23 protein-coding genes are annotated in these 22,513 nt (G+C 72.1%); 10 read left to right on the top strand and 13 right to left on the bottom strand.

Annotation, left to right across the window (positions count from 1 at the left end; translation table 11 throughout):
- Position 1 precedes the first annotated feature (1 nt).
- Both ACFV4P_RS19245 and ACFV4P_RS19240 read right to left on the bottom strand, forming a co-directional pair.
- The gene (locus ACFV4P_RS19245; protein WP_380472557.1) at positions 2–1,270 is read right to left on the bottom strand and encodes a serine hydrolase domain-containing protein; all 1,269 of its coding nucleotides are present in this window, start codon (positions 1,268–1,270) and stop codon (positions 2–4) included.
- A gap of 71 nt (positions 1,271–1,341) precedes the next feature.
- Entirely contained in the window at positions 1,342–1,674 is a 333-nt protein-coding gene (locus tag ACFV4P_RS19240) for a hypothetical protein (RefSeq protein WP_380472555.1), read from the bottom strand.
- Between the two features lie 112 nt (positions 1,675–1,786).
- Between ACFV4P_RS19240 and ACFV4P_RS19235 the strand changes: the two genes are divergently transcribed.
- The 5 genes from ACFV4P_RS19235 (at position 1,787) to ACFV4P_RS19215 (ending at position 7,849) form a co-directional block, all read left to right on the top strand.
- Positions 1,787–2,317, top strand: a complete 531-nt coding sequence (locus ACFV4P_RS19235; RefSeq protein WP_380472553.1) for an NUDIX hydrolase — start codon at positions 1,787–1,789, stop codon at positions 2,315–2,317.
- A 51-nt stretch (positions 2,318–2,368) separates the two neighbouring features.
- Positions 2,369–3,151, top strand: coding sequence for a TetR/AcrR family transcriptional regulator (locus ACFV4P_RS19230; protein WP_380472551.1), 783 nt, complete (start codon positions 2,369–2,371; stop codon positions 3,149–3,151).
- A 376-nt stretch (positions 3,152–3,527) separates the two neighbouring features.
- Positions 3,528–6,041 carry a hypothetical protein gene (locus tag ACFV4P_RS19225; RefSeq protein WP_380472549.1) on the top strand — a complete coding sequence of 838 codons (2,514 nt, stop codon included), beginning with the start codon at positions 3,528–3,530 and terminating at the stop codon, positions 6,039–6,041.
- 503 nt (positions 6,042–6,544) lie between these two features.
- Entirely contained in the window at positions 6,545–7,315 is a 771-nt protein-coding gene (locus ACFV4P_RS19220; RefSeq protein WP_380472548.1) for a dienelactone hydrolase family protein, read from the top strand.
- 123 nt (positions 7,316–7,438) lie between these two features.
- Positions 7,439–7,849 carry a DUF4259 domain-containing protein gene (locus tag ACFV4P_RS19215; RefSeq protein ID WP_380472546.1) on the top strand — a complete coding sequence of 137 codons (411 nt, stop codon included), beginning with the start codon at positions 7,439–7,441 and terminating at the stop codon, positions 7,847–7,849.
- Positions 7,850–7,892: 43 nt separating this feature from the next.
- Here ACFV4P_RS19215 and ACFV4P_RS19210 read toward each other — a convergent pair whose 3' ends face one another.
- From ACFV4P_RS19210 to ACFV4P_RS19180, 7 genes are all read right to left on the bottom strand, one after another.
- Entirely contained in the window at positions 7,893–8,216 is a 324-nt protein-coding gene (locus tag ACFV4P_RS19210; protein WP_380472544.1) for a hypothetical protein, read from the bottom strand.
- Between the two features lie 86 nt (positions 8,217–8,302).
- A complete protein-coding gene (locus ACFV4P_RS19205; RefSeq protein ID WP_380472542.1) occupies positions 8,303–9,016 on the bottom strand; it encodes a spermidine synthase in 714 nt (237 codons plus the stop codon).
- A 110-nt stretch (positions 9,017–9,126) separates the two neighbouring features.
- Entirely contained in the window at positions 9,127–9,981 is an 855-nt protein-coding gene (locus tag ACFV4P_RS19200) for an amino acid ABC transporter permease (RefSeq protein ID WP_380472540.1), read from the bottom strand.
- Positions 9,978–10,622 carry an amino acid ABC transporter permease gene (locus ACFV4P_RS19195; protein WP_380472538.1) on the bottom strand — a complete coding sequence of 215 codons (645 nt, stop codon included), beginning with the start codon at positions 10,620–10,622 and terminating at the stop codon, positions 9,978–9,980. The genes ACFV4P_RS19200 and ACFV4P_RS19195 overlap by 4 nt, the downstream gene beginning before the upstream one ends.
- 12 nt (positions 10,623–10,634) lie before the next feature.
- Entirely contained in the window at positions 10,635–11,534 is a 900-nt protein-coding gene (locus ACFV4P_RS19190; protein ID WP_380472616.1) for a glutamate ABC transporter substrate-binding protein, read from the bottom strand.
- Positions 11,535–11,615: 81 nt separating this feature from the next.
- Positions 11,616–12,344, bottom strand: a complete 729-nt coding sequence (locus ACFV4P_RS19185; protein WP_380472614.1) for an amino acid ABC transporter ATP-binding protein — start codon at positions 12,342–12,344, stop codon at positions 11,616–11,618.
- Between the two features lie 41 nt (positions 12,345–12,385).
- On the bottom strand, positions 12,386–12,634 hold the full coding sequence (locus ACFV4P_RS19180) for a LapA family protein (protein WP_083647045.1): 249 nt from the start codon (positions 12,632–12,634) through the stop codon (positions 12,386–12,388).
- A gap of 257 nt (positions 12,635–12,891) precedes the next feature.
- Here ACFV4P_RS19180 and ACFV4P_RS19175 point away from each other — a divergent pair, with 257 nt between their 5' ends.
- Complete coding sequence (locus tag ACFV4P_RS19175) at positions 12,892–13,767, top strand: aldo/keto reductase (RefSeq protein WP_380472536.1); 876 nt, start codon at positions 12,892–12,894, stop codon at positions 13,765–13,767.
- 202 nt (positions 13,768–13,969) lie between these two features.
- Here the strand turns inward: ACFV4P_RS19175 and ACFV4P_RS19170 are convergent, their stop codons facing one another.
- Complete coding sequence (locus tag ACFV4P_RS19170) at positions 13,970–14,794, bottom strand: MarR family winged helix-turn-helix transcriptional regulator (RefSeq protein WP_380472534.1); 825 nt, start codon at positions 14,792–14,794, stop codon at positions 13,970–13,972.
- 483 nt (positions 14,795–15,277) lie between these two features.
- Between ACFV4P_RS19170 and fabG the strand changes: the two genes are divergently transcribed.
- From fabG to ACFV4P_RS19150, 4 genes are all read left to right on the top strand, one after another.
- Positions 15,278–16,063, top strand: coding sequence for a 3-oxoacyl-ACP reductase FabG (gene fabG, locus ACFV4P_RS19165; protein ID WP_380472532.1), 786 nt, complete (start codon positions 15,278–15,280; stop codon positions 16,061–16,063).
- A gap of 110 nt (positions 16,064–16,173) precedes the next feature.
- Positions 16,174–16,365, top strand: coding sequence for a hypothetical protein (locus tag ACFV4P_RS19160; RefSeq protein WP_073813159.1), 192 nt, complete (start codon positions 16,174–16,176; stop codon positions 16,363–16,365).
- 292 nt (positions 16,366–16,657) lie between these two features.
- Entirely contained in the window at positions 16,658–17,668 is a 1,011-nt protein-coding gene (locus ACFV4P_RS19155) for a phosphatase PAP2 family protein (RefSeq protein ID WP_380472530.1), read from the top strand.
- Positions 17,669–17,748: 80 nt separating this feature from the next.
- Positions 17,749–18,024, top strand: coding sequence for a DUF6343 family protein (locus ACFV4P_RS19150; RefSeq protein WP_073813162.1), 276 nt, complete (start codon positions 17,749–17,751; stop codon positions 18,022–18,024).
- On the opposite strand, the gene ACFV4P_RS19145 is transcribed toward ACFV4P_RS19150, so the two are convergent.
- From ACFV4P_RS19145 to hpnH, 3 genes are all read right to left on the bottom strand, one after another.
- Positions 18,021–19,412: an aspartate aminotransferase family protein gene (locus ACFV4P_RS19145; protein WP_380472528.1), complete on the bottom strand. Its 1,392-nt coding sequence runs from the start codon at positions 19,410–19,412 to the stop codon at positions 18,021–18,023. The genes ACFV4P_RS19150 and ACFV4P_RS19145 overlap by 4 nt on opposite strands.
- Positions 19,409–21,358: a 1-deoxy-D-xylulose-5-phosphate synthase gene (dxs, locus tag ACFV4P_RS19140; protein ID WP_380472526.1), complete on the bottom strand. Its 1,950-nt coding sequence runs from the start codon at positions 21,356–21,358 to the stop codon at positions 19,409–19,411. The genes ACFV4P_RS19145 and dxs overlap by 4 nt, the downstream gene beginning before the upstream one ends.
- 126 nt (positions 21,359–21,484) lie before the next feature.
- A complete protein-coding gene (hpnH, locus tag ACFV4P_RS19135; protein WP_380472524.1) occupies positions 21,485–22,510 on the bottom strand; it encodes an adenosyl-hopene transferase HpnH in 1,026 nt (341 codons plus the stop codon).
- Positions 22,511–22,513 lie beyond the last annotated feature (3 nt).

Genomic DNA, 22,513 nt, shown 5'->3' with positions numbered 1-22,513 from the left:
CCTACGCCCCCCGCCGGGCCGGCGACCGCTGGGGCCTGTCCGGTCCCTGGACCCGGCCCGCCAGACACTCCCGAACGGCCGTGATCAGCGCCCGCGAACGGATGTCCCCGGTGACGCCCGGCTGCATGCCGTTGGTGACGTAGCCGAAGCCGATGCCCAGCTCCGGGTCGGCGAAGCCCAGCGAACCGCCGCGGCCCGGGTGGCCGAAGCTCGCCGGGGAAGCCATCGGCGCGGTGCCGCTGTGCCGGAAGAAGCCCTGGCCGAACGTGGTGTTGACGATCAGCACCCGGTCCGGCCCCTGCACCGAGGGCCCCGCCGCCTCGGCCAGGGTGGCCCGCTCGAACAGTGCGGACGTCCGCTCCCCGGACCCGTCCGCCCCGTAGACGGCGCCGATCAGCGCCGCGTAGAAGCGGGCCAGCGACCTGGCGGTGCCGATGCCGCCCGCTCCCGGCACCTCGACGGCCTGCACCGCCGGGTCGTTCAGGTCCACGCTGCTGCGCACCGAGGCGAACGAACGGGCCGTCAGCGAGCGCGCGTCCCGGTAGGCGTCCACCACGGACTGCTTGGGGCGCATCCGCATCCCGCCCGGCGCGGCCTTGGCAGCCTCCGGCGCGGGCAGGTCGACCAGCCGGCCGACCCGGCCCGACTCGGCGGCGGGCAGGCCGATCCACAGGTCCAGCCCCAGCGGGCCGGCGATCTCCTCCGCGAAGTACCGCCCGACGCTGCGACCGCCCGACGCCCGACGCACCACCTCGCCGACCAGCCAGCCGAACGTCAGCGGGTGGTAGCCGTGCGCCGTGCCCGGCTCCCAGGCCGGAGCCTGCGCGGCGACGGCCGCCGCGGCCGGATCCCACGCCAGCACGTCCTCGATCCGCAGCGGCACGTCCAGCGCGGGCAGGCCCGCCTGGTGCGACAGCAGCCACCGCACCGGGATCCGTTCCTTGCCGGCCTGCTTGAACTCCGGCCAGTACGCGGACACCGGGGCGTCCAGGTCGAGCAGCCCGCGCTGCGCCAGCAGCAGCGCTGCGGAAGCCGTCAGCCCCTTGGTGACCGACCGCAGCACCTGCGCGGTGCCCGCCTCCCACTCCACGGCCGGAGCCGGCCTCGCCCCCACCTCCGGCCGGGCGTCACCGCCCCACAGATCGACCGCCTTCCGGCCGTCCACGTACAGCGCGAACGCCGCACCCAACTCCCCGTACTTCCGGAAGTTGCCCTCGAAGGCCGCCCTGACCGGCTCGAACCCGTCCGCCGTGAAACCCTGGATCTCCACCCGCCCACCTTAGACAGCACCCCTCGCCACCTGCGGCGGGGCCTCGTCCCGAGGGGCACACCGCTACTCCATCACTCCACCGTCCAACCGATGTGGCCGATGCCGGAGGAGTAGAAGGCGCAGTGGCCCGCCGACTCCTGCGTCTGCCCGGGCTGGGCCGTCACCGAGGTGCCCGTGACGTCCGGCGCGAGGCCGCACACGATGTCGGCGTGGAAGGTGATCGGGGCTCCGGTGTTGTTGGTGCAGTCCACCCCTCCGGTCAGCGGGTCGTTGTTGTGCACCCATGTGAGGCAGTCCAGCCCCGAGCGGACGGCGGCGGGCGCGGGCACCGCCGTCGCGGGCAGCACGGTGCCGAGCCCGAACAGGGCGGCGGCGACGGACAGAAGCGTGACGCGATTCCTCAACACCCCTCCAGCAGTCGGCATCTGACGATTCGACAGCTGACCTTCCCAACTCCGCCGATCCGTATACCAACTCTTTCGGGTGATACCGCCCGCCCCGGGCCAGAATGGCGACATGGCCACTCCTTCTCCCGCTTCCCCCTCCGACGAACTCGTCGACGTGGTCGACGAACACGACCACGTGCTGCGCACCGCACCCCGCTCCGAGGTCTACCGCGACAACCTGCTGCACCGCTGCGTCTTCGTCCTGGTCCGCGACCCGCAGGGCCGGATCTTCACCCACCGCCGCACCGACACCAAGGCGTTCGCCCCCGGCGCCCACGACTGCTTCGTCGGCGGCGTGGTCGGCGCCGGCGAGAGCTACGCGGACGCCGCCGTCCGCGAGGCCGAGGAGGAACTCGGCGTCACCGGCATCCGCACCCACCCACTGTTCCGCTTCCGCTACACCGACGGCGAACGCTTCAGCTGGTGGTCCGACGTCCACGAGGCCGAGTGGGACGGCCCGGTCTCCCCGCAGACCGAGGAGGTCGCCTGGTACACCTGGCTCACCGAGGACGAACTCACCGACCGCCTCGCCACCTGGGAGTTCGTCCCCGACGGCCGGGAGGCCTGGCGCCGCTACCTGGAACAGCGCGCCACCGGCTGACCACCCCGTCCGTGCTGTCCCGCGTCACCTCGACGAACTAGGGTGTGCCACATGGCTTCCCGTACGCCGTCCGTGGCGCCCCGCGCGGAGGAACAGCAGCCCGCCCGCACTCCCCGGCGGCGGCTCACCGTCGACGAACGCCGCGAACAACTCATCGCGGTCGCCCTGGAACTGTTCTCGGGCCGGGCCCCCGAGGACGTCTCCATCGACGACATCGCGGCCGCCGCCGGTGCCTCCCGCCCGCTGGTCTACCACTACTTCCCGGGCAAGCAGGCCCTCTACGAAGAGGCCCTCCGCCGGGCCGGCCGGGAACTCGCCGGACGCTTCGAGGAGGCCGCCGAAGGCCCCGTCTCCGAGCGCCTCTACCGCGTCATGGGCCGCTACCTGGACTTCGTCCAGTCCCACGAAGCCGGCTTCACCGCCCTCCTGCGCGGCGGCTCGGTCGCCGCCAGCCCCGACGCCGACGCCGTCATCGACCAGGTCCGGCGCGCCGCCCAGGAACAGATCCTCCACCACCTCGGCCTCGCGAACCCCAGCCCCACCCTGCGCCGCACCGTCCGCGCCTGGATCGCCAACGCCGAGATCAGCTCCCTCGACTGGCTCGCCGACAAGCCCGTCCCCGTCGAGACCCTGCAACTCCACCTGGTCCAGGACCTCGTCGCCTCCCTCGCCGTCGCCGCCACCCGCGACCCCGAACTCGCCGGCCTCGTCGCCGAGTTCTTCACCAACGAAACCCCCGACGGCCCCACCGCCCGCCTCATCCGCGACCTCACCACCACCCTCGCCACCCTCACCCCCACCCTCCTCCACCTCGCCACCCCACCCACCCCCTGACGCCCAACCCGCCCCCGGACAACCCCTCAGCCCACACCGCCCACACCGCCCACAGCACTCCCCACGCCGAAGGCGCTCCCCTCCCCCACCGCACCCTCCACCCCGCGCCACAGGCATTCCCCGCCCCACCGGCCCCACCAACCCCCACCCCCGGACGACCCCTCAGCCCGCGTCGTCCGCACCACTCCCCACACGCCACTCCTCGCCGCAGGCGCTCTCCTCCCCACCGCACCCTCCACCCCGCGCCGCAGGCATTCCCCAGCCGCCCCACCAGCCCCACCAACCCCCACCCCCGGACGACCCCTCAGCCTGCGTCGTCCACGTCTGATAAAAAGTGCCTGAACTGTCCACACCCGAGAACGAGGGGGCTCGGCGAATGACGCAGGCAGGTTTCGCCGCCGCAGACCGGATCACGGCCACACTGGACGCGGCGTGCGCCGCACTCCTCGGCAGCCGCGCCACCTACTACCCCGTCGACGCGTTCACCGCGTTCCGCCGGCCCCAACACCCCGCCGCCAAGGCCCTTTTCGGCCTGCGGATCAGCCAGATCGGCCCCGGTCTGCTCTCCGTCCCGAAGCTCGGCACGGTGATAGAGGTCTCCGGCAACCGCCGCCCGAACGCGAGCGCCGGCCGCGAGGCCGTCCCCGTTCTGACGCAGCGTTTCGCCGCCTCCGCCCTCGGCCTGACCGACGGCCCGTCAGCCACCGCCCTGCGCGTGCACGCCGAGCCGACCGCCGTCGACAGTGAGCCGCTGGCCGGCTTCACCCAGGCCCTCGCGGCGCTGGCCGAGCCCCGCGTCACGGTCGCCCCCGACGAACTGTCGACCGGCTCCGGCGTCGAGGCGCGCATGGTGGTCCCACCGGCCTTCCACACCCTGACGGTGCGCGGGTCGGGCAACGCCCTGTCCGCTCATCTCGCCGAGACCGCCGAGGAGTTGTTCTCCGGCGCGTCCCCGGCCGAGCGCAACGACTTCGCCGTCGTGGCGGCCCTGCTGGCGGAGCAGTTCTCCGCCGCGAATGTCGCCTACGCGGGCGTCGCGGCGCTGCTGGTGAACGGTCGCCGTTCGCGGGTCACGCTGGTGGTGTCGACGGTGCCGTGCGCGCAGCCGATCCAGGAACTGGCGGTGGAACTGTCCACCGAGCGCCCGCACGCCGAGGTGTGGACGGTGCTGCTGCCGGCCGGCCCGGCGGCGGTGCTGGTGGAGAACCGGTCGATGCCCGCCCTGAAGGAGCTGCGCGACGAGCGCCCGGGCGGCGTGGTGCACAGCTCGGTGGTCGAGGCGTTCGTGCCGATGCCGGACGGGGCGACGGTCCTGTCGGTGCAGCTGACCACCTCCGACGCCGAGGACTGGGACGTCTACACCTCGGTCTTCGCCGACCTGCTCTGCTCGGTCCAACTCGCCTGGGACGGTGTGGCCGTGGCCCCCGCCCCGGTCCCGGTCGGCCGGGCCGTGCCCGCGCACGCCCAGACCGATCCGGCACAGCCCACCGCACCGGCTGCCGCCCCGGCCGCCCCGCCGGTGTCGGTCGCGGTGCCCGAGCAGCCGGACGCCCCGTCGGGTACGTCGGTGCGGGTCCCGCCGAGCGACTTCAACCCGTTCGCGGCGCCCGCCCCGGCCGACCCCCCGGCCCACCAGCCGTCCCCGGTGCTGGCCTCCGCCGACCCGTTCGGCGCCCCGGCCCCCGCCGCCCCGCAGGAGCCGGCCACGGGCACCTCCGTCCGGGTCCCCGCGAGCGACTTCAACCCCTTCGCGCCCCCGGCTGCCCCCACCGCGCCCGCCCCCGCCGCAACTCCGGCCCCCGAAGCGGCCGACCCGACCAAGGGACGCCTCGTCAAGGTCCCCCCGGCCGACTTCAACCCCTTCGCAGCACCCGCCCCCGCCCCGACCCCGGCCGCAGCCGCCGCCCCCGCAGCCCCGGCCGCCGACCCCTTCGGCGCTCCCGACCCCTTCGCGGCCCCGGACCCGTTCGCCGCCACCCCGGCCCCGGCCGCAGCGCCCGAACCCACACCCGAGCCGGCCCCCGAAGCGGCCGACCCCACCAAGGGACGCCTCGTCAAGGTCCCCCCGGCCGACTTCAACCCCTTCGCAGCACCCGCCCCGGCCCCGGCCGCAACAGCCGCCCCAGCACCCGCGACCCCGGCCGCCGCCGACCCCTTCGGCGCCCCGGACCCCTTCGGCGCACCCGCCCCGGCCCCCGCCGCGGCACCGGCACCCGCGCCCCAGCCCGAGGCCGCCGACCCGACCAAGGGACGCCTCGTGAAGGTGCCCCCGGCGGACTTCAACCCCTTCGCACCCCCGGCCCCAGCCCCGGCCGCAGCGCAGGCCGCCGAGCCGGAGCCCGCCCCCGAAGCCGCCGACCCCACCAAGGGACGCCTCGTCAAGGTCCCCCCGGCCGACTTCAACCCCTTCGCAGCACCCGCCCCCGCCCCGGCCGCAACAGCCACCCCAGCACCCGCGACCCCGGCCGCCGCACCCGCGCCCACCCGCACGGCCTCAGCCGACCCGTTCGGCACGGTCCTGTCCGCCGAGCCGTCCGATCCCTTCGGCACGGTCACCGGCACGCCCAGCAACATTCCGCCCCGCCCCTCGGCCCCGCCGGCCGTCCCCGCCCCGGCCGCCCCACCGGAGCCGGCCGACCCGACCAAGGGACGCCTGGTCAAGGTGCCCCCGGCGGACTTCAACCCCTTCGCACCCCCGGCCCCGGCCCCGGCCGCAGCGCAGGCCGCCGAGCCGGAGCCCGCCCCCGAAGCCGCCGACCCCACCAAGGGACGCCTCGTCAAGGTCCCCCCGGCCGACTTCAACCCCTTCGCAGCACCCGCCCCCGCCCCGGCCGCAACAGCCACCCCACAGTCCCCGCCGCCCTCACCGGCCAACAACCCCTTCGGCTAACCCCGCCCCTCACCCACCAAAACGGCGAGCCCCACCCCGGGGCTCGCCGTTCCCCATTCCACCCCCACCCCCAGTCAACCGACGCCACTGGCCCGCCCAGACCGACTTCCCTCCTCGCACCCCCGCCCCCACCCAACACACCCACCAACTGGGACCCACCCCACCTGCCCCGCCCTGCCAAGGACCCACCCGGTCAACGCCCCACCGACTTCAACCCCTTCGCAGCCGCCGCACCCCCACCGCCCCCGACCCCACCCGACGAACCGCAACCCCCGCCCCAAGACTCCCCCCACCCCAACCCCCGCCCCACGCCCACCAATTGACCCATACCGATGGCCCCGCCCCCGCCCGTCGACTACGTTGTCGACCATGACGACCGGGACGGCCTCGCGCCACACACGGATGGGCGACCCGGCCCTCCCCTGAGCGCCGCACGGGCCCCACCTCCGCCCTGAGTTGACCACCTGCCCACCACGTCAACCAGAACCGGAGACCGAGCCCCCATGCCCACCCACACCCGCACCCGCACCCACCCCCGAACCCACACCGAACTACTGCACATCCCCACCCCCGACGGCCCCGCCGACGCCCTCGCCGCCTTCCCCACCGGGGGCGGACGTCACCCGGGCGTGCTGATGTACCCGGACGGCTTCGGCCTCCGCCCGGTGCTGCGCGAGATGGCCGCCGAACTCGCGGGCCACGGCTACTACGTGCTCGTCCCCAACCTGTTCCACCGCCACGGCCCGGCCCCGGCGATCGAGCTTCCCGCCCACATCGGGGACGACGTACGGTCCGAACTCTTCGGCCGAATCATGCCGTTGATCACGGCACACACCCGCGAACGCGCCCTGCTCGACGCCGACGCCTACCTTCGTTTCCTCACCGCCCGCCCCGAGGTCGCCCCGGGCCCGGTCGCGGTGACGGGCTACTGCATCGGCGGCCTCCAGGCCGTCCGCACCGCCGCCGTCCACCCGGACCTGGTCGCCGCCCTCGCCACCTTCCACGCCCCGGTGGACGCCGACGGCCCCGAGGCCTTCGGCAAGCTCACCGCCGAGGCCCATTTCGCCCACGCCGCAACCGACTTGACCCCCGAGGCGCTCGCCGACCTGAACCGCACCCTGGACGCCGCCGGTGTCATCCACACCTCGGAGATCTACCCGGACACCGTCCACGGCTTCACCATGTCCGACACCTACGCCTTCGACCCGGCCGCCCTCCGCCTCCACTGGACCCGCCTGCTCGCCCTCCTCACCCGCACCCTCCCCACCACCTGACGGCCACCACCCGACACCCACCACCTGACGGCCACCACCTGACACCCACCACCCGACGCCCACCACCACCTGTCAGCCCCCACTGCGACGATCGACCTCCACCCACCCGGAGGAGAGATCACCATGGGCGCCTGGGACATCGGTCCGTTCGACAACGACACCGCCGCCGACTTCGCGGGCGACCTCGACGAGGCCGCCCCGGAGCAGCGCGAGGCCCTGATCCGCGCCGTACTCGGCGGCGCTGTCGGCGAGTTCGAGGATCTGGACGCCGACGACGGTTCCCAGATCGTCGCCGCGGCCGCCCTGGTGGCCGCCCAGTGCCCGGGCGGTGCCCCGGTCACCACCGCCTACGGCCCCGCCCAGCCCCTCCCGCACTTCGGCCCGGACCTCCGCCGACTCGCCCTGGACGCCCTGACCGCCGTCCTCAGCGACGACTCCGAACTCGCCGAACTCTGGGACGACTCCGACGAGGGCCCGGCCTGGCGCCACGAGGTCGAACGACTCCGCACCGTCCTGTCCAACACCCCGGCCTGACCCCAGGTCAGCACACCCCAACCCGTCCCCGCCTCAGCCCGCCTCAGCGCACCCCACGCTCGGCGTCGATCTCCTCGGCCAGCATCGCCATCCGGTACAGCGCGACGAAGTACCGCGAGGCGTAGCCGTCGACGCCGAACGTCGGCAGCAGGTCCCCGAGCAGGGCTGTTCGCCGGCGCAGGTACTCGCGGTGGCGGGCGCCGAGCGGCGGCCCGTCGAGGACGGTGGCGGCGAATCCGGTGAGGATGGTGTCCAGGGTGACCAGACAGGTGCCTTCGGGCTCCTGGTCGTACCAGCCGCTGGGAAACCGCATGGCGCTGAACTCGTCCCAGAGGCACGCCAGGAGGTCGGTCTTCTCGTCCGCCATGATGATGATCATGCCGCACGCGAGCTCCGCTGGGAACGCGTCTCCCGCACATCTTCCCCACCAAATCCGGCCAGTTGCCGTCCGCGTCAGCCGGCCCGGCGCGCCAGGTGCACCACATCGGGCACGCCGCGCTCGACGGCGATCTCCTCGGTGCGGACGTCCGTGAACCCGGCGTCCCGCAGCGCCTGTTCGAACGCGCCGGACGGCTGGGCGCTCCACACGGCGAGGATCCCGCCGGGCCGGAGCCGGTCGGCGGCGTTGGCCAGGCCGACGGGGCCGTACAGGGCGTCGTTCTCCTCGGTGACCGTCCAGTCGGGGCCGTTGTCGATGTCGAGGCAGAGCGCGTCGTAGCGTTCCTCCGCCGAAGCCAGGTACGCCACCAGGTCGGTGTGCAGCACCTCGACCCGCGGGTCGTCCAGCGCGCCGGCCGAGAACGCGCCCAGCGGGCCCGTCCGGTGCCAGTCGATGATCGCCCCCTCCCGCTCGACCACCGCGATCCGCCCCCACCGGCCCGAGGCTGCCGCGTGCGCCAGCGAGAACCCGACCCCGAGCCCCCCGATCAGCACGCTCGTCAGCACACTGGGCCCGGTGGACCCGGTGGACCCGTCCAGCGAGTCCAGAGCCGCCTGGATCAGCAGCCGTTCGGAGCGCCCGTCCGCGGTGTCCATCAGGAAGCACCCGTTCGCGATGATCTCGTACTGCTCGCCGCGCCGCCGCAGCGCCACCTCGCCGTACGGACCCTCCCGCCGGTCGATCACTTCGGCCTCGGGCAGGCCTTGACGGCTGGGCAGCACGGACATTCGGCAACTCCCGGTCTACGGACGGTCACGAACCGAACGACCCTAACCGATCCCCGCACCGCACCGCCGATCTTTTCCTCCCCCCCTGCGCACCGCGTCCCCCCGCATCCTCACCCCTGCGCGTCCAGCACCGGCCCTGCGTCGGCGACCGGCGTCGCCCCCTCGCGCGGGCTGCGCCGGCCGCGCCGCTCCAGCCACTTGGCCAGCCAGGACAGCAGCAGACACATGCCGATGTAGATCGGCGCGATCACCATCACCACGGGGATGAACGGCAGGTCGTAGTCCAGGTTGGTGGCGATCAGCTTCCCGGCGTGCAGGAACTCCTCGAAGGTGATCAGGAAGCCCAGCGAGGTGTCCTTCAGCGCGACCACCAACTGGCTGACGATGGTCGGCAGCATCGCCCGGACGGCCTGCGGCACCAGCACGTACGTCATCACCTGCGTCTTGCGGAGCCCGAGCGCGAACGCGGCCTCCTTCTGCCCCTTGGGGACGGCGAGGATCCCGGCCCGGAACACCTCTGCCAGCACCGAGCCGTTGTACAGGGTGAGGCCGGCCACCAGTGCCCACAGCGGTTCGACCTTGAGCGCGACGAAGATGAAGAAGATCATCACCAGCAGCGGCATGGCCCGGAAGAACTCCACCACCAGGGTGGACACCCAGCGCACCGCCCGGTGGTCGGAGAGCCGCCCGGCGGCGAACAGCGCGCCGAACGGCAGCGCGAACAGCACCGTCCAGCCGAACGCCTTCAGGGTGTTGCCGAGGCCGCGCAGCAGCAGCTCCTGAACGCCCTTGTACTGGAAGGCCATCCACTTCTGGTAGGTGAACTGGTGGGTGTGGAACAGCATCCAGATCACCCAGCCGATCACGGCGGCGATCACCACCAGCGCCAGGATGCCGTACAGCCGGTGCCGGGCCAGCGCCTTCGGCCCGGGGACGTCGTACAGCGCGGAGGACTCCACCGTCATCGGGACACCGCCACCCGTCGCTCCAGCACGTTGAACAGGGCACTGATCGCCAGCGTGATGATCAGATAGCCGACCGCGATCCAGACGAAGGTCCAGACGATGCTGTAACCCAGCTCGTTGATGGTCCGGTAGGTGCCGAGCAGTTCGACCACGCTGAACGACCCGGCGATCGCGGTGTTCTTCGCCAGCGCGATCATCACACTGCCCAGCGGGGCCACCACCGAGCGGTACGCCTGCGGCATGACGACCAGGCCCAGCGTCTGACCGAACGTCATGCCCAGGCTGCGCGCCGCCTCGCCCTGCCCGACCGGCACCGTGTTCACGCCCGAGCGCAGCGCCTCGCAGACGAACGCCGAGGTGTAGCAGCCCAGCGCCAGCACGGCGAAGGTGAAGAACGGCAGCGTGATGGAGAACCGGGGCAGCCCCAGCACCACGATGAAGAACAGCAGCGTCAGCGGGGTGTTCCGGAGCACCGTCACCCACCCGGTGCCGAACGCCCGCAGCGGTTTCACCGGCGAGACCCGGAAGCCCGCGATCACCACCCCCAGCACCAGCGCGAGCACGGCGCTGACCAGCGTCAGCCACAGCGTGCCGAGGAAGCCGTGCCAGTAGGTGGACCAGTTGTCGGTCAGGACGTTCATCCGCGCCCCCGCTCAGTTGTACCGGTCGATGGCCGGGGGCGGCGGCGCGGGCACTCCGGAGAGGCCGAGCGTCGCGTCGTACGCCTTCTTCCAGTTGCCGTTGTCCATGTTCAGCTGCAGCGCGTCGTTGATCGTCATCCGCAGCACGGTGTCGTCCTTGGGGACGCCGATGCCGTACGGCTCGGTCGAGAACGGCTCGCCGACCATCTTCAACTCGTCGGGGACCTTCGCCACGTAGCCCTGCAGGATCGCGTTGTCCGTGGTCACCGCGTCGACCTGGTTGCTGATCAGGTTGTCCACGCACGCCGAGTAGGTGTCGTAGCCGACCAGCTGGGCCTTCGGGTAGTCGGTCTGGATCCGCTGGTAGGGGGTGGATCCGGCGGCCGAGCAGACCTTCCGCCCGGCCAGGTCCTGCGGGCCGTTGATCTTCGTCTCGTTCTTGCGGACCATCAGCGCCTGCCCGGCGATGAAGTACGGGCCGGCGAAGCCGACCAGCTTCTTCCGGTTGGCGTTGATGGTGTAGGTGCCCACGTAGTAGTCCACCTGGCCGTTCTGCAGCGCGGTCTCCCGGTTGGCGGAGGCGATGGTGCGGAACTCGATCCGGTCGGGTGCGAAGCCCAGGTAGGCGCCGACCATCTTGGCGATCTCGATGTCGAAGCCGGAGTACTCGCCGGTGGCCGGGTTCTTCTGCCCCAGGTACGGCTGGTCCTCCTTGGCGCCGACCACCAGGTGCCCGCGCGCCCGGGCCGCGTCCAGGGTCGGCGAGCCTGCGACGGTGTTGCTGCGCACTTCGTAGCTGGGCAGCGCACTGGGCTGCGGGCCCTTCGGCGGCGGGGTGCCCTCCTTGCCGCAGCCCGACAGACCGGCCAGACCGGGCAGCACCACGAGCAGCGCCAGAACGCGCAGCGCCACGACGCGCAGCGCCACGACGCGCAGCGCCACGACGCGCAGCGCCACGACGCGCAGGACGTACCGCTGGTTCACCGCGCCGCCTCAGTGCTTCAGGATCTTGGAGAGGAAGTCCCGGGCGCGCTCGCTCTGCGGGTTCGCGAAGAACTCCTCGGGGACGCGGTCCTCGACGATCCGCCCGTCCGCCATGAAGACCACGCGGTTGGCGGCGGAGCGCGCGAAGCCCATCTCGTGGGTGACCACCACCATGGTCATCCCCTCGGCGGCCAGCGAGCGCATCACCTCCAGCACCTCGTTGATCATCTCGGGGTCGAGCGCCGAGGTCGGCTCGTCGAACAGCAGCGCCTTCGGGTCCATCGCCAGGGCCCGCGCGATCGCCACCCGCTGCGCCTGCCCGCCGGACAGCTGCGACGGGTACTTGTCGGCGTGCGCGGCCAGCCCGACCCGCTCCAGCAGCGCCCGTCCCCTGGACTCGGCCTCCGCCCTGCCGCGCTTGCGGACCTTGATCTGGGCGAGCGTCACGTTCTGCAGCACCGTCCGGTGCGCGAACAGGTTGAAGGACTGGAACACCATCCCGACCTCGGCGCGCAGCTTCGCCAGGCCCTTGCCCTCGGCGGGCAGCGGCCGGCCCTCGATCAGGATGTCGCCGCTCTCCACCGGCTCCAGCCGGTTGATCGCCCGGCACAGCGTGGACTTCCCCGACCCGGACGGGCCGATCACCACCACGACCTCGCCCCGGCCGACCGTCAGATCGATGTCCTGCAACACATGCAGCTGCCCGTAGTGCTTGTTCACCCGCCGCAGCTCGATCAGCGGTTCTCCGGTCGACCGCCCCGCGGCCTCCTGCGGGGCAGTCACCTGCTGCTCCGGCCCTTCAGCAGCCAGCCGAGCGCCGTCCCGGCGATCAGCGTCGCCAGCAGGGCGATCCAGAGCGGGCAGGTGACGGTGAAGACCCAGAACTGGATCTTCACCTTGTCCAGGTTGGCGAACAGGAACCAGATCGCCAGCACCACGATGACGCCGATCCCGATCCACCGGGTCGGAACGCCGCCGATCTCACTGCGCCGGGTACTGGACGGAGAGCCACCTGAAGTCTTGGTCACGCTGGCAGTCTGCGCCCGGCCCGCCCGCCGACCGCAGCACCACCACCGCCTCCCCTGCCCATTCACCCGTCCGGAGGACACACCCCGGGGTCGGCAGCGGGAATACTCCGCCGTTCGCCCCGGTTACGGCCCTTTTGGAAGCCTCCGCAGAAGCCAAAAGCCAGAAGCCAGACGCGCCTGCCAGACGCGCCTGCCAGACGCGCCGACGAGGGCCTCCGCCACCACAGACCACGCACAACCGAAGGGCACCCCTTCTCGTGACCAGCACTCCCGCAGTACCCCCGATCCCCTCGATCACGCTGAACAACGGCGTGCGGATCCCGCAGCTCGGCTTCGGCGTCTGGCAGGTGCCGGACGCGGAGGCCGTCCCGGCGGTCCGCACCGCGATCGAGTCGGGCTACCGCTCGATCGACACCGCCGCGATCTACGAGAACGAGGCGGGCACCGGCCAGGCGATCGCCGAGTCCGGCGTCGCCCGGGACGAGCTGTTCGTGACCACCAAGCTGTGGAACTCCGGCACCGTCGACTGGTCGGGCGAGCAGGGCCGCGACCGGGTGCTGCGCGACTTCGACGAGTCGCTGGCCAAGCTCGGCCTGGAGCAGCTGGACCTGTACCTGATCCACTGGCCGCGCCCGATGCACGGCACCTCCTTCCTGAACATCTGGCAGGCCTTCGAGCAGCTGCACGCCGACGGCCGGGTCCGGGCGATCGGCGTCTCCAACTTCCGCGTCGCGGACCTCCAGCTGCTGGTGAAGGAGTCCTCCGTCGTTCCGGCGCTGAACCAGATCGAGCTGCACCCGTACTTCCCGCAGGCCGAGCTGCGCGCCTTCCACGCCGAGCACGGCATCGCCACCGAGGCGTGGAGCCCGCTGGGCCAGGGCCGCGACCTGCTGGCCGAGCCCGCGCTGCTGAAGATCGCCGAGAAGCACGGCCGTTCGGCGGCCCAGGTGGTGCTGCGCTGGCACCTGCAGAGCGGCGTGATCGCCATCCCGAAGTCGGTCACCCCGGCCCGGATCCGGGAGAACCTGGACGTGACGGGCTTCGAGCTGGACGCCGACGACCTCGCGGCGATCGCCGCCGTCGACACCGGCAAGCGGATCGGCCCCGACCCGGCCGAGTTCGACTGGAGCTGACGGCCCGTCGTTCGCCCGTGGAACTGACGATGCATCAGTTTCGACTGACGCCCGATCAGCACGGAGCGTGACGACCGGAACAACCCGGAAGGGGCCGACACCTGACGTGGTGTCGGCCCCTTCCGGAGCGTCCCGAGCGGTGCCGCATGCCCGCCGGGGCGCGTTCGCCGCCCAAAAAATTGGGCGACGCTTTGCAGAATCGTTACAGCCGGGCCGCCTTCGCGAGCAAGGCCAGCGCCGGCGCGTGCTCGTGCGGCTCCAGCGAAGCGAGCAGCGCCTCCTGGACCTCGCGGACCCCGGCGGTGGAGCGGTGCAGCAGCTCCTGGCCGGTCGGGGAGAGCGAGAGCAGGTTGCGACGCCCGTCCGAGGGGTCGCGACGACGCAGCACCAGGCCGCGCCGCACCAGCCGACTGACCATTTCGGCCATCGTCGCCTTGTCGAGCGAGGCGAGCTCGCCCACGGTGCGCTGGTCGGCGCCCGGTTCGGTCTCCAGCGCGTCCAGCACCGCGTACTGCGGAGCCGTCAGCTCGGTGCCGACCTTCTCCGACCAGAGCTTGGTGTGCACCTGCTGGGCGACCCGAATCAGGTAGCCGATGGCCCGCTGGGCGTCCAGCGTGGGCCTGGCGTCGGCTATCACGGCGACGGCGGCCGGCTCCATCCGGGCGATCCGTGCCATGGTGCGGACGAGTTCCAACTGCTCGTCAGGACTGAGCGGTTCGAACAGGGTCCGCTGGACCCGGACCACTCCGCCGGTCGCCTCGCGCACCGCCTGGGCGCCGCTCTGCGAGAGCGCCAGCAGCTTGCGACGACCGTCGGCGGGGTCGCGGCGACGGAGCACCAGGCCCCGCCGGACCAGCCGGGCGACCATTTCTGCCATCGTCGCCTTGTCGAGCGAGGCCCGTTCGCCGACCGTGCGCTGGTCGGCTCCGGGCTCTAGTGCCAGTACCAGCAGCACCGCGAACTGCGGGGCTGTCAGCTCGGTACCGACGTATTCGGACCACAAGCGGGTGTGAACCTGCTGGGCCACGCGGATGAGGTGACCGGGCGACTGCTGCAGTCGACCGGGCACACGGGTTGTCGGGATCTCCCCCAGCACCATGAAATCCGTCCCGGTGTCACGCTCGGGGGTGTGTGGGACACCCGAGCGGGGCAGTAACGGCGAGTGAGCATCCCGCTGTGAGTAAGGACGCGCCGGCCGTGCAGCCGGTGGCTGCTGGCGCACACTATACAAACGGTCGGCCTGGACCGGCAGGTAGGGGCGCAGAGTAGTCGCAGGTTCGGCAAAGTTGGCATATTTCCCCCGTATGTCGGGACGGCGACCGACCTGGTTCACCCGCTCGGCCTCCGCACGCCCTCACCCTCTGTCACCTGCGGCGCTGCCTCTGGCCGGAATTTCTACTCGCCGGTAGGGTTGCCGCGCTGCGCGCTGCGCACCTCATTCAATTCTCATCCGCGGGTCGCCGGCCCGGGCCGGTTCCGTCGTCCGATTTCGAGAGAGACGAGTACGAAGATGACCGAGCAGAGCACGTCCGTGACCACCGACGCTCCGGTGCGGGTGGCCGTGGTGACGGGCGCGGCCCGCGGCATCGGCGCCGCCACCGCGCTGCGACTGGCCGCCGACGGCTACGCGGTCGCGGTGGTCGACCTGGAGGAGTCGAACGCCAAGGGCACCGCCGAGGCGATCGTCGCCGCGGGCGGCCGGGCGCTGGCCGTCGGCGCCGACGTCTCGAACGCCGAGCAGGTGCAGGCCGCGGTCGACCGGATCGCCGCCGAGCTCGGCGCCCCCGTGGTGCTGGTGAACAACGCGGGCGTGCTCCGCGACAACCTGCTGTTCAAGATGTCCGAGTCCGACTGGGACACCGTGATGAACGTCCACCTCAAGGGTGCCTTCCTGATGACCCGCGCGGTGCAGAAGCACATGGTGGACGCCGGCTTCGGACGCGTCGTCAACCTGTCCTCCTCCTCCGCTCAGGGCAACCGCGGCCAGGCCAACTACTCGGCGGCCAAGGCCGGCCTGCAGGGCTTCACCAAGACCCTGGCCATCGAGCTCGGCAAGTTCGGCATCACCGCCAACGCCGTCGCCCCCGGCTTCATCGCCACCGACATGACGGCGGCCACCGCCGCCCGGGTCGGCATGGAGTTCGAGGCGTTCAAGCAGGCCGCCGCCTCGGCGATCCCGGTCCAGCGGGTCGGCACGCCGGACGACATCGCCCACACCATCTCCTTCCTCGCCTCCGAGGGCGCCGGCTTCGTCTCCGGCCAGGTCATCTACGTCGCGGGCGGCCCGCTCGACTAGTCGACCCGCTGCGGGTTCGTGGTGCGCCGCCCACGGCGCGGGTCCAGACTCGACGTGCAGACCTCCCGCCGCCGTCCCCCGGCGGCGGGGCGCACCCATGGAGGATCTTGATGACGGATTCCACGGACAGCGACTCCGCGCCGACTCCGGACAAGCTGCTGCACACCGGGGCGGAGCACCCGGTCGACCCCGAGGACCTGGTGATGGCCTCGGGGCGCGACGTCACGAAGGAGCGGCTCGCGAAGGCGAAGAAGGACATGGAGGAGCACGGCGCGGCAGCCGTCGAGAAGGTGTTGCCCTGAGCCGCGCCACCCCGCCCGACCTGGCGGTCGATTTCCCGAAGTGACGTACGTCACGGAAATCGGCCGCCTCTTTCGTTCCCGCACTACCCGCCCGTCAATTGGAGAAACCCGAGGATAACGGCACTCGGAGGCGTCCCCGAGGGTGATTTCGCACACTCCCCTCCGCTTTCCCGCCCCACCCCTCGACCCTTGAACTGCCCGTATGGGGAAAGTGCGGACAACCGATCACCGGCGGGTGACGGATCGACCGAATAGCCCGGACCCGTCCGAGCCAGCCGGTAATGTCGAACGCGTGCCAGCGAAGCCCGAATGCCCCGTACCGCGGATATCGACCGCACCGCGTACGGTTCCGGTCCAGTCCGAGCGCGATTCCGTCACTACGGCGACCAAATCCGCACTCCCGCCGATCAGCCGGCGGCACGCCCTGCTCTTCGGCATCACCGCCGTGCTGTACCTGGCGGTGGTGCTGGCCATCATGGGCGATTCGCCGCTGGTCGACCTGGACTGGGCGCTGCAGCAGCTGCGCCCGTACAAGGTGTGGCCGGAGGCCCTGCCCTACCTGGACATCTGGGTGGTCGCCGGCCAACGCGGCCCGACCGCCATTGCCGCCTGCCTCTGGTTGGGGTGGCGCTGCTACCGCACGCACTCGTCACGACCACTGCTCGTCATGGGCATGGCGCTGCTGCTGCTGAACGTCACCGTCGGGGCGGTGAAGATCCTCACCGGCCGGCTCGGCCCGCACTACGCGCACTACGTGGGCTCGCCCGAGCTGTTCTCCGGCGGCAACATCTTCCCGTCCGGGCACACCGCCAACGCCGTCGTCACCTGGGGCGTGCTGGCCTACCTGGCGGTGCGCTGGCGGCGGACGGGCACGGTGCTGGCCGCGCTCACCGCGGCCTCGATCGGCCTGACCACCGTCTACCTTGGCACCCACTGGATCTCCGACGTGTTCGCCGGCTGGACGGCGGGCGCGCTGGTGCTGCTGTCGCTGCCGCTGGCCGAGCCGGCCATCGCCGCACTGGACGAGCGGATCCTGGCGATCTGGCACCGCGAGGGCCGCTTCGCCCGCCCCGCCCCCGTGCCCCGGCCGAAGCCGGCGACCGCGCACTGGGCCGGCCGCCCGCTGCCGGTGCGCCCTCAGCCCGCCCAGGCCCGTTCCACCACGCCGCCGCGCACCGTCAGGTTGAGCCGCTCGGACCGGTACTCCATGGTGAGCAGCGCCTCCGGCTCCAGCACCCGCACCGCCCGCCAGCCGCGCTCCGCGGCCAGCGCCCGGGCCGGCTCCACCGGCAGCCCCAGGTAGTCGTCCAGCCGGTCGTCCATGACTCCGCCTCCCCGTCCCGACAGTCCTACGCTGGAAGGGTACGAGGGAGGCGGTGGCGTATGCGGCGGGCGAAGACTCCGAAGGTCTGGCGGAGCGGGACGGAGCCCGCCACCGCACGCAGCGATCTGAAGCTGCGCTTCCTGCTGTCGATGATCTTCCTGCCGTTCTTCGCGCTGTGCACGGCGGGTTTCGCGGTCTGGGCGGCCTACGCGTCGCCGCACGGCGCGCCGAGCAGCGGCACGCTGACGGTGTTCGCGGTGGCCTGCGGGGTGCTGACGCTGGTGGCGGCGGCAGACCTGTGGGTCGTGGTGCGCCGCCGCCGCACCGAGCTCTAACGCGAGCCCACGGCCTGCTTGACCAGCGTCCGGCCGAAGTCCCACATCAGGCCGCTGCCGCGGTGCGCGTCGTCCATCACCTCGGTGAAGGCGTCCATGAAGCGGTCGACCTCCTTCTCGGTGATGATCAGCGGCGGGATCAGCTTGATCACTTCCAGGTGGTCGCCGGAGACCTGGGTGAGGATCCGGTGCCGCTGCAGCAGCGGGACGACCACCATCTGCGCGAACAGCCCCTTGCGGGCGGCCTGCAGCGCCGTCCAGCCGGTGCGGAGCTTGAGTGACTTGGGGCGGCCGAACTCGATGCCGATCATCAGACCGCGTCCGCGCACCTCGGCGAGCAGCTCGTAGCGTTCGACCAGCGCGGACAGCCGGGCCTTGAACAGTTCGCCGACCCGGGCGGCGTTCTCCACCACCTTCTCCTGCCGCATCACGTGCAGGGTGGCCAGGCCGGCGGCCATCGCCTGCGCGTTGGAGCCGAAGCTGGCGGAGTGCACCAGCACCCGGTCCATCGAGGAGTACACCTTCTCGAAGATCCACGACTTGCCGAGGGTGGCCCCGATCGGCACGTACCCGCCGGACAGCGCCTTGGCCGCGCACACCAGGTCGGGCTGGACGCCCTCCTCGGCCTGGTGGGCGAAGAAGGCGCCGGTGCGGCCGACGCCGGTCTGCACCTCGTCGCAGATCAGCAGCGCCTTGTGCGCGTGCAGCAGTTCCTGGGCGGCGGCCAGCCAGCCGGGCGGCGGGGCGAGCACGCCCTTGCCCTGGATCGGTTCGACGATCAGCGCGGCAACGTCCCCCTTCTTCAGTTCCCGCTTCAGCGCCGCCAGGTCGCCGAGCGGGATCGCGGTGTCCGGCAGCAGCGGGTCGAAGCCCTTGCGGAAGCCGTTCTCGCCGTTGACGGAGAGCGAGCCGGTGGTGAGGCCGTGGAAGGCGTGGTCGCAGTACAGGACGCGGCGCCTGCCGGTGGCGTACCGGGCGAACTTGAGCGCCGTCTCGACGGCCTCGGTGCCGCTGTTGCCGAAGAACACCCGGTCCAGCCCGGGCGCGTGGGCGAGCAGCTGTTCGGCGAGCAGGCCGGGCAGCGGGGAGCAGTCGAAGCGGGTCAGGTCGGCGGTCTCCAGGTCCATCGCCTGCTGGACGGTCGCCCGGACGGCGGGGTGGTGCCGGCCGAGCGCGAAGACACCGAACCCGGCGAGCATGTCGAGGTACTCGTTGCCCTCGGCGTCGTAGAAGTACGGGCCCTTGGCGCGTTCGTAGGTCCGGTCGAAGCCGATGGTGTGCAGCATCCGCGGCAGCTGCGGGTTGAGGTAGCGGGCGTGCAGTTCGTAGCGTTCGCCGCCCCGGGCGTCGAGCAGGGCGGCGAGGTCGAGCGGTTCGGCCTGGGTCACGCGGGTTCGCTCCAATCGGTCAGCGGCATCCTGCGCCGGTACTCCCGGGCGGCGGTGCGGGTTCCGGTGCCGGGCAGCAGGCGGCGGGCGTGGGCGGCGGTCTGGGCGGCGACGCCGGTGCCGGTGAGTCCGATCTCCTCGAGGATCTCACCGCGCGAGGCGTGTTCCAGGAACTCCTGCGGGATGCCGAGGTCGCGCAGCGGGGTGTCGACGTCGGCGTCCCGCATGGCCTGGGCGAGGGCGGCGCCGACGCCGCCGGCGCGGCCGTTGTCCTCGACGGTGACCACCATCCGGTGCGCGGCGGCCAGCTCGACCAGGGCGGGGTCGACGGGCTTGACCCAGCGCGGGTCGACGACGGTGGCGGTGATGCCGTCGGCGGCGAGCAGCGCGGCGGCGTCCAGGCAGGCGGGGGCCATCGCGCCGACGGCGACCAGCAGCACGTCGGGGGCGGGTCCGGTGCGGGCGAGCACGTCGAGGCCGGCGATCCGTTCGATCGCGGGCACCTCGGGGCCGAGCTCGCCCTTGGGGAAGCGCAGCACGGTGGGGGCGTCCTCGACGGCGACGGCCTCGCGCAGCTGTTCGCGCAGCCGGGCGGCGTCGCGCGGCGCAGCGATCCGCAGCCCGGGGACGACCTGCAGCACCGACAGGTCCCACATCCCGTTGTGCGAGGCCCCGTCGTTGCCGGTGACGCCGGCCCGGTCGAGCACGAAGGTGACGCCGAGCCGGTGCAGCGCGACGTCCATCAGCACCTGGTCGAACGCCCGGTTCAGGAAGGTCGCGTACACCGCGACGACGGGGTGCAGCCCGCCGGTGGCCAGGCCCGCGGCGGAGGCGACGGCGTGCTGTTCGGCGATCCCGACGTCGAAGGTCCGCCCGGGGTGGGCCTTCGCGAACGGCCCGAGCCCGACGGGGTGCAGCATCGCGGCGGTGACGGCGACCAGGTCGGGCCGTTCGGCGCCGAGCGCGAGCATCTCCTTGCCGAACACGGACGTCCAGGACGCCCCGGCGGACGGCGAGATCGGCAGGCAGGTGTACGGGTCGATCGGGTTGACGGCGTGGAACCGGTCGGCCTCGTCCTGCTCGGCGGGCCGGTAGCCGCGGCCCTTGACGGTGATGCAGTGCACGATGACGGGCCCGCCGAAGTTGCGGGCCTGACGCAGCGCCTGCTCGACGGCGGCGATGTCGTGCCCGTCGATCGGGCCGAGGTACTTCAGGCCGAGGTCCTCGAACATGCCCTGCGGGGCGAAGGCGTCCTTGAAGCCCTTCTTGGCGCCGTGCAGCGCGTCGAACAGCGGCGGCCCGACCACGGGGGTGCGCTGCAGGGCGTCCTTGCCCCAGGCGAGGAAGCGTTCGTAGCCCTTGGTGGTGCGCAGCGTGGCGAGGTGGTGGGCGAGGCCGCCGATGGTGGGCGCGTAGGAGCGTTCGTTGTCGTTGACGACGATGATCAGCGGGCGGTCCTCGGCCTCGGCGATGTTGTTGAGGGCTTCCCAGGCCATGCCACCGGTGAGCGCGCCGTCGCCGATCACGGCGACGGTGCAGCGGTCGACGCCGAGCAGCTGGTTGGCCTTGGCGATGCCGTCGGCGTGGCCGAGGGCGGTGGAGGCGTGCGAGTTCTCGATCAGGTCGTGCGGGGATTCGGCGCGCGAGGGGTAGCCGGAGAGGCCGTCCTTGGCGCGCAGTCGGCCGAAGTCCTGTCGGCCGGTGAGCAGTTTGTGCACGTAGGCCTGGTGGCCGGTGTCCCACAGGATGCGGTCGTGCGGGGAGTCGAAGACGCGGTGCAGGGCGATGCTGAGTTCGACCACGCCGAGGTTGGGTCCGAGGTGGCCGCCGGTGCGGGTGACGTTGTCGATCAGGAAGTCGCGGATCTCGGCGGCGAGCGGGGGGAGCTGTTCGGGGTGGAGTCGGCGGAGGTCGGCGGGCCCGGCGATCCGGCTCAGCAGTGGCATGGCGTGCCCCTCACGGCTGTTCGGGTGGGTGGACGGTCGGTGTCCAGCCTGCGGCCCTGCGCCCCGGGTCGCCTGTCGGCGTGGGCCGCCCGCGCCGTTGCGACGCGGGCGGCCGGTGACGCGTGCTCAGCGGGCCTTGGGGGCGGCGAGGGTCTCCCGGGCGGCGCGGATCGTCTCCTTGAGCGAGCCCATGGTGGCGAGCACCGCGGTGGGCTCGTACCCGCAGTGGGCCATGCAGTTGTCGCAGCGCGGGTCGCGGCCGCGGCCGTACTTGTCCCAGTCGGTCTTCTCGATGAGTTCCCGGTAGGTGGGGACGTAGCCGTCGGCCATCAGGTAGCAGGGGCGCTGCCAGCCGAACAGCGAGTAGTTGGGGATGCCCCAGGCGGTGCACTCGAAGTCGACCTTGCCTTCGAGGAAGTCCAGGAACAGCGGGCTGTGGTTGAGCCGCCAGCGGCGGCGGTTGCCGCCGGCGAAGGCCGTGCGGAAGAGCTCCCGGGTCTGTTCGACGCCGAGGAAGTGCTCCTGGTCGGGGGCCTTCTCGTACGCGTAGGCCGGGGAGATCATCATCTCGTCGACCTTGAGTTCGTCGTTCAGGAAGTCCAGCACCTCGACCACGGTCTGCGGGGTGTCGGTGTTGAAGAACGTCGAGTTGGTGGTGACCCGGAAGCCCCGCCGCTTGGCCTCCTTGATCGCCTCGACGGCCTCCGCGAAGGTGCCCTCCTTGGCGACCGAGGCGTCGTGCCGCTCCTGCAGGCCGTCGATGTGCACGGCGAAGGTGAAGTACGGGGACGGGGTGAACAGGTCGAGCTTCTTGCGCATCAGCAGCGCGTTGGTGCACAGGAAGACGTACTTGCGGCGGGCGACCAGCTGCCGGACGATCTCGTCGATCTGCGGGTGCATCAGCGGTTCGCCGCCGGCGATGGAGACCATCGGGGCGCCGCACTCCAGGACCGCGCCGACCGCCTGCGCGACCGGCATCCGCTGCTTGAGCACCCCGGCCGGGTGCTGGATCTTGCCGCAGCCCTCGCACTTCAGGTTGCAGGCGAACAGCGGCTCCAGCTCCACGATCAGCGGGAACTTGTCCCGGCGCTTCAGCTTCTGCTGCATGAGGTAGGTGGATACGCGGACGGTCTGACGCAGCGGCATGGCCATGGC

Source organism: Kitasatospora sp. NPDC059795 (assembly GCF_042732175.1).
GTDB lineage: Bacteria > Actinomycetota > Actinomycetes > Streptomycetales > Streptomycetaceae > Kitasatospora.
This window is presented reverse-complemented; position numbering and strand designations above follow the sequence as displayed.

What these genes read in the sequence shown, in the direction of transcription:
- ACFV4P_RS19160 (WP_073813159.1), top strand. Translation starts at nt 16,174, where the DNA reads ATGACGGATTCCACGGACAGCGACTCCGCGCCGACTCCGGACAAGCTG.
- ACFV4P_RS19150 (WP_073813162.1), top strand. Translation starts at nt 17,749, where the DNA reads ATGCGGCGGGCGAAGACTCCGAAGGTCTGGCGGAGCGGGACGGAGCCC.
- hpnH (WP_380472524.1), bottom strand. Translation starts at nt 22,510, where the DNA reads ATGGCCATGCCGCTGCGTCAGACCGTCCGCGTATCCACCTACCTCATG.
- ACFV4P_RS19225 (WP_380472549.1), top strand. Translation starts at nt 3,528, where the DNA reads ATGACGCAGGCAGGTTTCGCCGCCGCAGACCGGATCACGGCCACACTG.
- ACFV4P_RS19195 (WP_380472538.1), bottom strand. Translation starts at nt 10,622, where the DNA reads ATGAACGTCCTGACCGACAACTGGTCCACCTACTGGCACGGCTTCCTC.
- ACFV4P_RS19200 (WP_380472540.1), bottom strand. Translation starts at nt 9,981, where the DNA reads ATGACGGTGGAGTCCTCCGCGCTGTACGACGTCCCCGGGCCGAAGGCG.
- fabG (WP_380472532.1), top strand. Translation starts at nt 15,278, where the DNA reads ATGACCGAGCAGAGCACGTCCGTGACCACCGACGCTCCGGTGCGGGTG.
- ACFV4P_RS19210 (WP_380472544.1), bottom strand. Translation starts at nt 8,216, where the DNA reads ATGGCGGACGAGAAGACCGACCTCCTGGCGTGCCTCTGGGACGAGTTC.
- dxs (WP_380472526.1), bottom strand. Translation starts at nt 21,358, where the DNA reads ATGCCACTGCTGAGCCGGATCGCCGGGCCCGCCGACCTCCGCCGACTC.
- ACFV4P_RS19235 (WP_380472553.1), top strand. Translation starts at nt 1,787, where the DNA reads ATGGCCACTCCTTCTCCCGCTTCCCCCTCCGACGAACTCGTCGACGTG.
- ACFV4P_RS19230 (WP_380472551.1), top strand. Translation starts at nt 2,369, where the DNA reads ATGGCTTCCCGTACGCCGTCCGTGGCGCCCCGCGCGGAGGAACAGCAG.
- ACFV4P_RS19205 (WP_380472542.1), bottom strand. Translation starts at nt 9,016, where the DNA reads ATGTCCGTGCTGCCCAGCCGTCAAGGCCTGCCCGAGGCCGAAGTGATC.
- ACFV4P_RS19220 (WP_380472548.1), top strand. Translation starts at nt 6,545, where the DNA reads ATGCCCACCCACACCCGCACCCGCACCCACCCCCGAACCCACACCGAA.
- ACFV4P_RS19215 (WP_380472546.1), top strand. Translation starts at nt 7,439, where the DNA reads ATGGGCGCCTGGGACATCGGTCCGTTCGACAACGACACCGCCGCCGAC.